The 12,065-nt window shown below is 57.0% G+C and carries 12 protein-coding genes; 9 read left to right on the top strand and 3 right to left on the bottom strand.

Annotated features, from left to right (window positions below):
* The first annotated feature begins 5 nt into the window (after positions 1-5).
* The 4 genes from AC5SEO_RS17410 (at position 6) to trmD (ending at position 2,199) form a co-directional block, all read left to right on the top strand.
* A complete protein-coding gene (locus AC5SEO_RS17410; RefSeq protein ID WP_013636924.1) occupies positions 6-323 on the top strand; it encodes a chorismate mutase in 318 nt (105 codons plus the stop codon).
* Positions 324-356: 33 nt separating this feature from the next.
* Positions 357-734, top strand: a complete 378-nt coding sequence (rpsP, locus tag AC5SEO_RS17415) for a 30S ribosomal protein S16 (protein ID WP_003516612.1) — start codon at positions 357-359, stop codon at positions 732-734.
* Between the two features lie 204 nt (positions 735-938).
* Positions 939-1,505, top strand: coding sequence for a ribosome maturation factor RimM (gene rimM, locus AC5SEO_RS17420; RefSeq protein WP_174068667.1), 567 nt, complete (start codon positions 939-941; stop codon positions 1,503-1,505).
* 4 nt (positions 1,506-1,509) lie between these two features.
* The gene (gene trmD, locus AC5SEO_RS17425) at positions 1,510-2,199 is read left to right on the top strand and encodes a tRNA (guanosine(37)-N1)-methyltransferase TrmD (protein ID WP_174068668.1); all 690 of its coding nucleotides are present in this window, start codon (positions 1,510-1,512) and stop codon (positions 2,197-2,199) included.
* On the opposite strand, the gene AC5SEO_RS17430 is transcribed toward trmD, so the two are convergent.
* Positions 2,196-2,942, bottom strand: coding sequence for a sulfite exporter TauE/SafE family protein (locus AC5SEO_RS17430; protein WP_013636926.1), 747 nt, complete (start codon positions 2,940-2,942; stop codon positions 2,196-2,198). The two genes, trmD and AC5SEO_RS17430, sit on opposite strands and share 4 nt — an antisense overlap.
* A 267-nt stretch (positions 2,943-3,209) precedes the next feature.
* Here AC5SEO_RS17430 and rplS point away from each other — a divergent pair, with 267 nt between their 5' ends.
* From rplS to AC5SEO_RS17450, 4 genes are all read left to right on the top strand, one after another.
* Positions 3,210-3,749 (top strand): 50S ribosomal protein L19, encoded by a 540-nt coding sequence (gene rplS, locus AC5SEO_RS17435; protein ID WP_003492508.1) that lies wholly within the window; start codon positions 3,210-3,212, stop codon positions 3,747-3,749.
* A 249-nt stretch (positions 3,750-3,998) separates the two neighbouring features.
* A complete protein-coding gene (locus tag AC5SEO_RS17440) occupies positions 3,999-5,735 on the top strand; it encodes a type I secretion system permease/ATPase (protein ID WP_019566022.1) in 1,737 nt (578 codons plus the stop codon).
* Complete coding sequence (locus AC5SEO_RS17445) at positions 5,728-7,041, top strand: HlyD family type I secretion periplasmic adaptor subunit (protein WP_174068669.1); 1,314 nt, start codon at positions 5,728-5,730, stop codon at positions 7,039-7,041. Before AC5SEO_RS17440 ends, AC5SEO_RS17445 begins: the two co-directional genes overlap by 8 nt.
* Positions 7,042-7,220: 179 nt before the next feature.
* Positions 7,221-8,183, top strand: a complete 963-nt coding sequence (locus tag AC5SEO_RS17450) for a hypothetical protein (RefSeq protein ID WP_019566020.1) — start codon at positions 7,221-7,223, stop codon at positions 8,181-8,183.
* 123 nt (positions 8,184-8,306) lie between these two features.
* Here AC5SEO_RS17450 and AC5SEO_RS17455 read toward each other — a convergent pair whose 3' ends face one another.
* The gene (locus tag AC5SEO_RS17455; protein ID WP_003516599.1) at positions 8,307-9,584 is read right to left on the bottom strand and encodes an MFS transporter; all 1,278 of its coding nucleotides are present in this window, start codon (positions 9,582-9,584) and stop codon (positions 8,307-8,309) included.
* A 428-nt stretch (positions 9,585-10,012) separates the two neighbouring features.
* On the opposite strand from AC5SEO_RS17455, the gene leuC reads away from it, so the two are divergent.
* On the top strand, positions 10,013-11,422 hold the full coding sequence (gene leuC, locus AC5SEO_RS17460) for a 3-isopropylmalate dehydratase large subunit (protein WP_003516597.1): 1,410 nt from the start codon (positions 10,013-10,015) through the stop codon (positions 11,420-11,422).
* 62 nt (positions 11,423-11,484) lie between these two features.
* On the opposite strand, the gene AC5SEO_RS17465 is transcribed toward leuC, so the two are convergent.
* Positions 11,485-11,991, bottom strand: coding sequence for a DinB family protein (locus AC5SEO_RS17465; RefSeq protein ID WP_111802469.1), 507 nt, complete (start codon positions 11,989-11,991; stop codon positions 11,485-11,487).
* Positions 11,992-12,065 lie beyond the last annotated feature (74 nt).

Below are 12,065 nucleotides of genomic sequence, written 5' to 3' on the forward strand. Positions count from 1 at the left end.
CGCCAGTGAACAACGCAGAAGTGAAAGCCCAGCTTTCCGAATACCGCCAGTCGATCGACAATATCGATGCCGCACTGGTTCACATTCTTGCCGAACGTTTCCGCTGTACCAAAGCGGTGGGAGTGCTGAAGGCAAAATACAATTTGCCGCCGGCGGACCCGGCGCGCGAGGAATACCAGATCGAACGCCTTCGCCGTCTGGCGAAGGATGCCAATCTGGATCCGGATTTCGCCGAGAAGTTTCTAAACTTCGTCATCAAGGAAGTCATCCGGCATCATGAAGCAATAGCCGCCGAACATGGCGGTAATGAAAAGACCGCCTAACCGGCGGACAAGCTATCTCAAGGAGTAAATAACATGGCACTTAAAATTCGTCTCGCACGCGGTGGTTCCAAGAAGCGCCCGTACTACCAGATCGTCGTTGCTGACGCCCGTTCGCCCCGCGACGGCCGTTTCCTGGAGAAGGTCGGTTCCTGGAACCCGATGCTCGCCAAGGACAACCCGCAGCGCATCGAGCTGAAGGCTGACCTCATCAAGGAATGGATCGCCAAGGGCGCACAGCCGACCGACCGCGTTCTGCGCTTCCTCGCAGAGGCAGGCCTTGCCGATCGCGCCGCTCGCAGCAACCCGGAAAAGGCACTGCCGGGCAAGCGCGCTCTGGAACGCGTTGCAGAAAAGAAGCAGAAGGCTGAAGACGCAGCTGCTGCCGCAGCAGAAGCTTCTGCTGCAGAATAATCTGCAATAGAATTTTAGAGAACGGGTGGCGTGGTTTTCCATGCCGCCCGTTTTTTGTTTATTTTGGTATCAACAAACTTTAGAGCGTCAGGAACTATGCTCTAGCGCGTTGGATCTGCGCATCGTGCCCTGTGAAAATCGATTCCGATTTTTACGCTGATGCTGTAAACCAGACGCAACCAACACCAGAAGACGGACGGCCCGATGGCAAAGCTGGAAAACCCGATACTCATGGCAAAGATCGGCGGCGCACAGGGATTGCGCGGCGAAGTCCGCGTCAGCACCTATACGGACGAACCGATGGCGCTCGGCGATTACGGCAATCTGGTCAGCGCCGATGGCCGCGTCTTCGAAATTCTGGAAGTCCGCGAGGGCAAGAATGTGGTTGTCGTCCGCTTCAGGGGTATCAACGACCGCAATGCGGCGGAAAGCCTGAACGGGCTCGAACTGTTCATCGAACGCAACAATTTGCCGGATGACGAGCTGGACGACGACGAATTTTATTATGCCGACCTCGAAGGGCTGGAAGCCGTCGATGCCGAAGGCAAAAGCTATGGCGCCGTCAGCGCCGTTTACGATTTCGGCGCAGGCGACCTCCTGGAGCTTAAAGGTGCGGGCCGCCGTCCCGCCCTCATCCCCTTTTCGGAAGCAGCCGTGCTTGAAATTGATCTGGAGGCGAGACGCATTCTCATCGATCCCATGGCTGCCGGCCTGATCGACAATCCGGACGACAAAGACGAAACCGGCGCATCGCCTTTCGGCAAGAAATAAGGCCATGACATTCAAGGCTACAGTTCTGACGCTCTACCCGGAAATGTTTCCCGGGCATCTCGGATATTCGCTGGCGGGCAAGGCGCTGGAGCGCGAGCAATGGTCACTTGAGGCCGTGCAGATCCGTGAATTCGCCACCGACAGGCACAGAAGCGTGGACGACACCCCGGCAGGCGGCGGCGCCGGCATGGTGCTGAAACCCGACATTCTGGCCGCAGCCATCGACCATGTTTCAGATGGAGATCCGCGACCGCGTCTGCTGATGAGCCCGCGCGGCAAGCCACTGTCGCAGGACCGAGTGCGCGAACTGGCGGCAGGCGACGGCGCGATTATCGTGTGTGGCCGCTTCGAAGGCGTCGACCAGCGGGTCATAGAGGCGCGCGGGTTGGAGGAAGTGTCGATCGGTGATTACATTCTCTCCGGCGGCGAACCGGCCGCGCTGACGCTTCTGGACGCCATTGTCCGCATTCTGCCGGGCGTCATGGGCAACGATCTCTCAGGCGTGCATGAGAGCTTCGAGGGTGGGCTTCTGGAGCATCCGCACTACACCCGTCCGCAGGTCTGGGAAGGCCGCGACATCCCAGCCGTTCTCACCTCTGGCAATCACGCCGTCATCGACAAATGGCGGCACGAGCAGGCGCTGGCGTTGACGAAGGAAAGACGGCCTGACCTGCTGGAAAAGGCCAAGGTTTAAACCGCGAAAAAATAATAGGCCGTCAGTACCAGCCCGACTGCAATGACCAGCCAGCGGATGATCCACTGCGGCACCCGCCTTGCCGTGTGCACCCCCACATATCCGCCAAGCGCGGCCGCCGGGAACATGATGAGGGCGGCCCACCAGGAAACGACGCCGCCGCTGACGAAGATCGTAATGGCGATGATCGCGATCACCACCGAGAGCAGGTTCTTCAGGGCATTCAGATGATGATAGCTGCCACCCGAGGTCATTCCGAGGATGGCCAGCATCATGATGCCCATGCCCGCCCCGAAAAAACCACCATAGATGGAGGCGAGCCCCTGAAAGAAGAGGCTCGGCACATTACCGGGTGAACGCTCGGCACTGGCCTTCGGTCGCAGCCACGGGCCAGCGGCGAAAACAACGGTTGCGGCCAGAAGCAACCATGGCACAAGCTGGCGGAAGGAGGGGTTGTCGAGCGACAGGAGCAAAAGCGACCCCGCCAGCCCGCCGACGATGGAGACGGCCGACAGGAGGATCGCTTCGCGCCAGTGGGCGCGGATTTCAGGCCCGTAGGCGATCACGGAGGTGATGTAACCGGGAAACTGCACGATCGCCGACGTGGCATTGGCGACAATCGGCGGCAGGCCTGCAAGCGTCATCGCCCCGAAGGTCAAAAAGGTGCCGCCACCGGCAATCGCATTGACCACGCCAGATAGAAAGCCGGTCGCAAACAGCATCATGATAATAAGTACGGACATGGCCCCTCCCAAGGTTTTCATGCCATAACCGGGGAAACGCACCTTCGCAACAGCCCGTACGTCGCCCACAATTGATAAAATATTGTCATGAAGGGATGACAAATGGCGCTGCCTCGTGTATGTGCCCGCGTGGAATTGGGGTTTTCCCCTTTAACCGCAAGCAAAGAATGGCGAACCCGCTCCTGCCGCACGGCATGGTCTGAAGGCATTGACCGACAGACGAAACGTTGAGCGCTCTGGCTGTTTCAGAAGAAATCAGAGGTTAACATGACCAATATCATTCAGCAGCTGGAAGCCGAACAGGCTGCCAAGATCGAAGCAAAGCGCACCCTGCCTGAGTTTTCTCCGGGCGACACGCTGCGCGTCAACGTGCGCGTTACCGAAGGTAACCGTACCCGCGTTCAGGCTTACGAAGGCGTTTGCATCGCCCGTTCCGGCGGCGGCCTTTCCGAAAGCTTTACCGTTCGCAAGATCTCCTACGGCGAAGGCGTCGAGCGCGTATTCCCGATCTACTCCCCGCTGGTCGAAGGCGTTGAAATCGTTCGCCGCGGTAAGGTTCGCCGCGCGAAGCTCTACTACCTGCGCGACCGTCGCGGCAAGGCTGCCCGTATCGTTGAAAACACCGGTACGCGCGCCCGCAAGCTGAACGAATCCGAGCGCCAGGCAGTCGCCGAAGAAAAGGCACGTCTGGAAGCTGAAAAGGTAGCAGCAGCACAGGCTCTCGCCGCCGAAAAGGCAGCAGCCGAAGCAGCAGAAGCCAAGGCAGCGGAAGAAGCAGCAAAGGCTGCGGAAACTGCAGCGGAATAAGATTTCCATTTTGATGGATTTACGGAGAAGGCGGTCTTTGGACCGCCTTTTTTGTTGCATCGATGCGCCATAACACTCTGGTGGGCGACATAGCGTCACGTCCAGCCTTCGACCCCATCTCCGTATCGACAGATCAAGATCAAAGTCGTATTGCTACTTATCTCTTTGCCTAATTTATTTAGAACATTCTCTAATAGCATTGCCTAGTTTCACTTATTGTGCAATTTTCGCGCAGTTTTAGGTGTTGATATGTTTTTTTTTAATTCTTTTTTAACAAAAAATAAGCGCGCTTTCTTCGCTGTCGGCCTTGCCAGCGCACTCATGAATATTCTCAACCTTTCTGGCTCCCTTTTCATGCTGGAGGTTTATGACCGGATTCTGCCGAGCAAGAGTATTCCTTCTCTGGTCGCTCTCGTTGTTCTGCTGGTTATTCTCTATGCCTTTCTTGTGGGGTTCGATGCTCTGCGCGGCCGGATATTGGCTCGCATCTCGGACAATATGGACGACGAGCTCAATCAGAAGCTCTTCAGGGCATCAATCAGCGCACCACTTGCCGCCTACGGCAAGGTAGACGGGCTGCAGATCGTCGGCGATCTCGATCAGATACGTCAATTCCTGTCCGGGCCGGGACCAGCAGCTTTCTTTGATATTCCCTGGCTGCCCATCTATCTGCTGATCTGTTTTGCCTTGCATCCCTGGATCGGTTTTGCCGTGCTTGGCGGCGCCCTGGTCCTTGTCGTGCTGACGCTCGTAACCAACTGGCTGACCGAAAGGGCGACCAAACAGGCCTACACCGTGCGCGGACAGAGAAATGCACTCGTCGGCAGCAGCCAGCGCAACATCGAGTCCATAAGAACCATGGGCATGATGAATGCGGTGACGTCGATGTGGGACGATCTGCACTCCAATTACCGCGCCGTCACACTCTCGACGTCGGACACGGCGGGCATGCTCGCCGCAATTTCCCGAACATTCCGCCTTTTGTTACAGTCGGGTGTGATGGCAATCGGCGCCCTGCTGGTTATCGAGGGGCATGCGTCAGCGGGTAGCATCATCGCAGGCTCCATCCTCTCGGCCAAAGCGCTGGGCCCTGTCGAACACGCAATTGCAAACTGGCGCAGCTTCATGACTGCGCGACAGGGCTGGAAACGCATCAACGAGTTTCTCGAACTCGTACCGGAACCCGCACAGCCGCTTTCCCTGCCACCACCGAAATACACCGTTGCCATCGATCGCGTGACCGGCGGTCCACCCAATGGCGCGCGAGATACCGTGGCCGATATTTCCTTCACGTTGAACGCGGGCGATGGCCTTGGCATCATAGGGCCAAGCGCTTCCGGTAAATCCACGCTGGCGCGTTTGATAACCGGTATCTGGCCCTATGAGCGCGGCTCCGTGCGCTTCGATGGGGCCGCACTGAATCAGTGGGATTTCGAGGTTCTCGGTAAATCCATCGGTTACATGCCCCAGCAGGTGGAGCTGATGCCAGGCACGGTCGCGCAAAATATCGCGCGCTTCGACCGTGACGCAACGGCGGAAGCCATCGTTTCGGCAGCCAAGGCCGCTCAGGTTCATGATCTCATCCTGAACCTGCCCAATGGTTACGACACCTATATCGGCGACCGAGGAGAGGCATTGTCAGGCGGGCAAAAACAGCGCATCGGCCTGGCGCGGGCGCTTTTCGGGGAGCCATTCTTTGTCATCCTCGATGAGCCGAACTCCAATCTGGACAGCGAAGGCGAGGCAGCCTTGCGCAACGCCATTGGCGACATAAGGGCGCGAGGCGGCATCGTGGTCGTCATTGCCCATCGTCCGAGCGCCATCGAAAGCGTCAATCTTGTGATGGTGATGAGCAACGGCCGCATGCTTCGCTTCGGCACCAAGGAAGAGGTGCTTGCGCAAATCCTGCGTCAAAATATTCGCCAGGTGCCGGAAACAGAAGAAGAAGTACGCAAGCTGGAAAGCCGGGTGGGTGAAAATGGTTGAGGGAGAAAAAACCGGCGTGACGAAAACATCTATCGTCAAACACTCAACCGCCGTAGTCGTTCTTGCTGCCGGCCTTCTTTTCGGCCTGGGTGGCTGGGCGGCTCTCGCGAAGCTTTCGGGGGCGGTCGTCGCCACGGGCCGGGTCGTTGTCGAAGGCAACTCCAAGAAAATTCAACACCTTTCCGGCGGTATCGTCAGCCAGATCAATGTTGCGGAAGGTGACACGGTGGAGGCCGGTCAGGTTTTGCTGCGGCTGAGTGGCACGATCGTTCAGGCAAACCTGTCCATTGTCGAAAATACGCTCGCGCAGCTTTATGCACGCCGCGCGCGTCTGCGTGCCGAAATCTCCGACGCCACCTCTTTCACAACGCCGGAAGATCTGGCCGTCTTCACCAATTCGAAAGCTGCCAAAACATTCATCGACAGTGAGCAGAACCTTTTCAACAGCCGTCGCAGTGCACTGATTGGCATGAAGAAGCAATTGGTAACGCGCAAGGATCAGCTAGCCGATGAAGCGCGGGGCATGGACGTGCAGATTGAGGCAACCAACAATGAACTTGCTATCGTAAGGGAAGACGTCTCAAAGACACGGGAGCTATATGCCAAGGGGCTGGTAACGCTTCAGCGCCTCAACCTTCTCAAGCGGCAGCTTTCCAATCTCGAAGGTCAGCAGGGCCAGTATATGGCCGCGCGTGCGCAGACGGTAGGCAAGCTGAGCGAAATGGACTTGCAGTCGCTTCAGCTTGACGAGGACCGCAAGTCCGAGGTCACTAAAGATCTGACGTCAATCGAAGCCACCGTTGCGGAATACGAGGAACGGCTTGCGGCAACACGCGACCAGCTCGACCGCCTCGATATTCGCTCGCCGATTGCGGGGCGTATCTACCAGCTGTCGGTACACAACATAAACGGTGTCATCCAGCCGGGCGAAGTGCTTATGCTGGTGGTGCCGGCAAAGGAAGATCTTGCAATCGACGCCAATGTTCTTCCAAACGACATAGACCAGATCTATGTCGGGCAGCCAGTGACCATTCGCTTCACGGCTTTCAATCAGAGCACGACGCCGGATGTAAGCGCTGAAGTCGCAGTCGTCGCCCCGGACTTGCAGACAGATTCCCGAAGCGGGGCGTCATTTTACGCACTGCGCATCAAGCCGAGCAAAACTGGAATGGACCATATACCAGGTGGACGGTTGTATCCGGGCATGCCGGCCGAAGTCTTCATACAGACAAGCGAAAGAAGCGTTCTTTCCTATTTTGTCAAACCGTTCCAAGACAGGCTTAGAAAGACGTTCCTGCAGGAATAAAAGACTTTCATTACATGTTTTCTTAGAAACGATTCGCAAATACACCAAGAGCGAGAATTTTTCCAAAAAAACAATTTCTCATATTGTCTTGCCATTTATAATGTACTAATTATCACCCGCAATATTTATTAAATTTAATTTCGATACATCGAATTCTCAAAAATTTATAGGAGAGTAAAATGGCGTTAAAAGTAACTTTTGGTAATGGCGGCGCGGCATCGGTTTCGTCGCTCACCAGCCTGATCGATCAGGAAGCATATAAGCTCCTCACGGAATCCACAGCACAGGTCAAAAACGGCTCTACGCTCGATTCAGGCGCTGTCAGCGTTGGCGCTGTGGCGGTTGCCGGTACCGGTGCTGGTGGCACTGTCGATGTCGGCTACGACCCCAACGCAAACGGCTTCACATTTGACGTATCCTCGGCATGGAATTCGGTGAAGAACGCTCTCGCCCAGTCTGACACCTCTGAAAACCTTAAGTTCAAGGATTTCGTACAGGTAGACGTTCACCTCGGCGGCACCGGTTCGTCCACCGTTGAAGTTCTCAATGCCAAGCGCGGTAACATCACGACCGGCGCAGGCAACGACACGGTTACCGTATCTGTCGTTTCGAACGAAAAGACCTGGGTCAACAATTTCAACATCGACACCGGCGCAGGCAACGACACGATCACCGTCAAGGCCGGCGCTGCCTTCAATGACACGTCGGCTGCGGGCACGGGCGGTCTTGCCGCCAATACCGGCGCTGTGAATGGTGGTGCTGGTATCACCGACGGCAGCTACACCTCCGTCAAGATCGATGCCGGTGCGGGTAACGACTCTATCGACCTGAGCGGTGTAAAGCTCGCTTCGTCGCTGGTCACCGGTGGCAAGGGCATCGACCACATCATCGCAAGCGGTGGCGCCGATACCTTCGTCTTCAATCTGGGTGACATGGCGAAGAGCTTTGCCACAGATACCATCGAAGGCTTCAACGCCTCCATGGACAAGCTCAAGCTGGTCGGTACAGTGATCGATAACTGGGCGGTTTCGACCTATGATAACGATACCGTCCTCAGCTACAACGTTACTGGCGAGCACAAGGGTGAGAAGATCATTCTCTCCGGCGTTCACCTGACCGGCAGCGATTGGTTCACGGCGTAATTTCTCTCGAAGAGAATTTCATCTGTTACCGTTTAAATGGATCATGGCCCGGACATATCCGGGCCATGATTTTTTACATATGCGGCGGTTCGGAAATTATGCCGGCTGCCGCTATCTTGCAGATCAGGCGGCCTCGGCCTGATTGCCCATTTTTCGCGCCGCGATGATGACGAGCACACCTGCCAGCGCAAGGCAGAAGGCAAGGAAGAACATCGGCGCAATGGTGCTGCCGGTCTGGTCCTTGATCCAGGGCACCACGTTCTGCGCCACGAAACCACCGAGATTGCCGACGGAATTGATGGCGGCGATGCCGGCAGCGGCACCGGCTCCCTTGAGGAAGCGGCCGGGCAGGCTCCAGAACACCGGCTGGCCGGCAAAAATGCCCGCAGCGGCGATGCAAAGGAAGGCGAACTGCAATACCGGATCGCTGAGCAGCGCCGACATCAGCAGGCAAAACGCGCCGACGAAGGCAGGGCCGACGATATAAGGCGTTTTGTTTTTTGCCTTGTCAGCCGCCAGGGGCACGACGAAGAGAGCGACGGCCACGATCACCCAGGGGATGATGTTGATGAAGCCATTGGCGGTGTTGGAAACGCCGAAGCTCTTTACGATCGTCGGCAGCCAGTAGCTGAGACCATAGGCCGCCAGCGGAAAGCCGACATAGCAAAGCGCCATGAACAGCACGCGCGGATTGATCAGCGCCTTGAAGCCGTCCTCCGCATGCTCTTCCATGCCCTTGTTTTCTTCGGCCAGTCGGTTCTTCAACCAGTCCTTCTCGGCCTGCGTCAGGAACTTCGCTTTTTCCGGCGTATCGTCCAGATAGAAGAAGGTAACGATACCGGCGATCACGGCGGGAATACCCGTCGCCAGGAACACCCATTCCCAGCCGGCATAACCGAGGAAACCATCGAGATCGAGCAGCATGCCGCCAAGCGGTGCGCCGATGGCATTGGCAAGCGCACTGAAGATCATGAACAGGCCGATCATGCGGCCGCGATAATCGCGCGGGAACCACAGCGTCATCAGGAACAGCACGCCCGGGAAGAAACCGGCCTCGCAAAGCCCGAGCAGGAAGCGCAGGATGTAGAACATCGTCGCATTCTGCGTGTAGGCAAGCGCGATGGTGACGGCACCCCAGGACACCAGAATGCGGGCGAACCATTTGCTGGCGCCGAAACGGTTGAGGAAAAGGTTGCTCGGAACCTCAAAGAGGAAATAGCCGATGAAGAACAGCGAAGCGCCAAGTCCGTAGGCATATTCGCTGAGGCTCAGCGCATCGACCATCTGCAGCTTGGCATAGCTGACATTCTGCCGGTCGATATAGGCGATGAGATAGAGAAGGCCAAGAAACGGCATCAGCCGCCAGGTGATCTTCGAGATTAGGGATTTTTCCGATACCATGTGCTTTTCCCTCCCTTCGATTGCTCGTCGAAATGCAAATGATAAGGGGACCCATCTATATGTGCGCCGCAAGATACGCAAGTTGCATTGCATCATAACCAATGCCGAAAGGGCTGCGAAACCGGCATTTTAAAGCCCTGAGTACATGATGCGGCGCACATCAAAGCCGCCGGGTCACCGTTTTACGGTCTGCGTGCATTCATATTGCCGCGAAACCGGCAATCTGCTATGAAGACCGCCATGGGATCTAAATTCGGATGTCTCGCGCAGAATGTTTATGTGCTGCAGGACCACAAGCGTCTGCCGGCACGGTTTTTTGCGCGCATTTCCGGGGCGCTCAACAGCCGACTTAGGCTCGCCTGACAGCACCCGCTGTCCACCGCCTTACTGAACCCTGATTTTACCTTTCCATGACAAGGCATAGAGCCATGAGCGCACCCCGCACCTTATACGACAAGATCTGGGACGACCACGTCGTCAATCGTGACCCGGACGGAACCTGTCTTCTCTATATCGACCGTCACCTGGTCCATGAGGTGACGAGCCCGCAGGCCTTTGAAGGCCTACGCATCGCCGGCCGTCCGGTCCATTCGCCCACCCGCACGCTTGCCGTCGTCGATCATAACGTGCCAACCACAGCCGACCGGCTGGAAGGCATCAAGAACGAGGAAAGCCGTATCCAGGTGGAAGCGCTTGCGCAGAATGCCAAGGATTTCGGTGTCGAATATTATTCCGAGCGCGACAAGCGTCAGGGCATCGTCCACATCGTTGGCCCGGAACAGGGCTTCACTCTGCCGGGCATGACGATTGTTTGCGGCGACAGCCACACCTCCACCCATGGTGCTTTCGGCGCGCTGGCGCACGGCATCGGCACGTCGGAAGTGGAGCATGTGCTGGCGACCCAGACGCTGATCCAGAAAAAGGCCAAGAACATGCTGGTGCGTGTCGATGGCAAGGTTCCGGAAGGCGTCACCGCCAAGGACATCATCCTCGCCATTATCGGCGAGATCGGCACAGCAGGCGGCACCGGCCACGTGATTGAATTTGCCGGCGAGGCGATCCGCTCGCTCTCCATGGAAGGCCGCATGACGGTTTGCAACATGACCATCGAGGGCGGCGCCCGTGCAGGTCTGATCGCGCCTGATGAGACCACCTTTGACTACATCAAGGACAAGCCGCGCGCGCCAAAGGGCGAGACGTTGGAACAGGCCATCGCCTACTGGAAAACGCTGAAATCCGATGAAGGCGCCCATTACGACAAGATCGTGGTGCTGGACGCCGCCAATCTGCCGCCGATCGTCTCCTGGGGCTCATCGCCTGAGGACGTGACGTCCGTCGAGGGCATCGTTCCCAATCCGGATGATATCGAGGAAGAAAACAAGCGTACTTCCAAATGGCGTGCGCTGGATTATATGGGCTTGAAACCCGGTACGCGCATCACCGATATCGCCATCGACCGCGTTTTCATCGGCTCCTGCACCAATGGCCGTATCGAGGATTTGCGCGCAGCGGCAAAGATCGTCGACGGCCGCAAGGTCGCACCCACCGTCTCGGCCATGATCGTGCCCGGCTCCGGTCTCGTGAAGGAGCAGGCGGAAAAGGAAGGTCTGGACAAGATTTTCCTCGAAGCCGGTTTCGAATGGCGCGAACCGGGCTGCTCCATGTGCCTTGCCATGAATGACGACCGCCTGAAGCCTGGCGAACGTTGCGCCTCCACCTCGAACCGCAACTTCGAGGGCCGCCAGGGCTACAAGAGCCGCACCCACCTCGTCTCCCCCGCCATGGCAGCGGCGGCGGCCATCGCCGGTCATTTCGTCGATGTGCGCGAGTGGCAATAAAATCCTGAAGCCACGCTTTTATGGAAGCCACCTGCCCCGCACCGGGGCGGGTGGCTTTTGCATTACAGGCCTTGCAAACGCCGTTGCGGCTGCGTTCCGTGCAGGAAAACGGCAAAAGTATCCCAGGGCGGCGTGATGGAGAGCTGGCTCAAAATACGCGCAACCTCACCTCGATGAATACCTGCATGCAGGATCATATGTGAAACCATTTCGGCCCGGGACATGTAGCCTTTGTCACCGTCCGTAAAGGTGAAAGCGACAAATTCGCCAAGCGATTCCGGCGATGTTTTCTCGATGTAATCGAGATACCAGCCATCCAGAGCCGCGACCTCCTTCGCAAGATCATCCAGCTGCGGCGTTGCCTCGGTATTGTCGGAGAGAAAGCCGTGCGCCGTTCCGGTGAGATGGCCCGAAAAAATCCTTGCGACCACGTAGTAGTGATTGATGAGCCGAATTGCGGTATGCCGTTCGGATGCGTTTTGGCCGGGATCGAGTTGTTGCAGCTTCTCGAACAAATCCCTGTTCGCCCATGCGTGATAGCCGAGCAAACTCCTGAGTAAATCTTTCACGGCAATATCCTTTACATCCGGAAAATGTGAGCACTATGTTTATATTTTCGTCATGGAGGCTGCCTTGTCTACTC

The organism is Agrobacterium sp. K11, assembly GCF_059429395.1.

Coding starts and splice junctions, on each gene's coding strand:
- rplS (WP_003492508.1), top strand. CDS start 3,210: ATGACCAATATCATTCAGCAGCTGGAAGCCGAACAGGCTGCCAAGATC.
- leuC (WP_003516597.1), top strand. CDS start 10,013: ATGAGCGCACCCCGCACCTTATACGACAAGATCTGGGACGACCACGTC.
- rpsP (WP_003516612.1), top strand. CDS start 357: ATGGCACTTAAAATTCGTCTCGCACGCGGTGGTTCCAAGAAGCGCCCG.
- AC5SEO_RS17455 (WP_003516599.1), bottom strand. CDS start 9,584: ATGGTATCGGAAAAATCCCTAATCTCGAAGATCACCTGGCGGCTGATG.
- AC5SEO_RS17445 (WP_174068669.1), top strand. CDS start 5,728: ATGGTTGAGGGAGAAAAAACCGGCGTGACGAAAACATCTATCGTCAAA.
- AC5SEO_RS17430 (WP_013636926.1), bottom strand. CDS start 2,942: ATGTCCGTACTTATTATCATGATGCTGTTTGCGACCGGCTTTCTATCT.
- AC5SEO_RS17450 (WP_019566020.1), top strand. CDS start 7,221: ATGGCGTTAAAAGTAACTTTTGGTAATGGCGGCGCGGCATCGGTTTCG.
- rimM (WP_174068667.1), top strand. CDS start 939: ATGGCAAAGCTGGAAAACCCGATACTCATGGCAAAGATCGGCGGCGCA.
- trmD (WP_174068668.1), top strand. CDS start 1,510: ATGACATTCAAGGCTACAGTTCTGACGCTCTACCCGGAAATGTTTCCC.
- AC5SEO_RS17440 (WP_019566022.1), top strand. CDS start 3,999: ATGTTTTTTTTTAATTCTTTTTTAACAAAAAATAAGCGCGCTTTCTTC.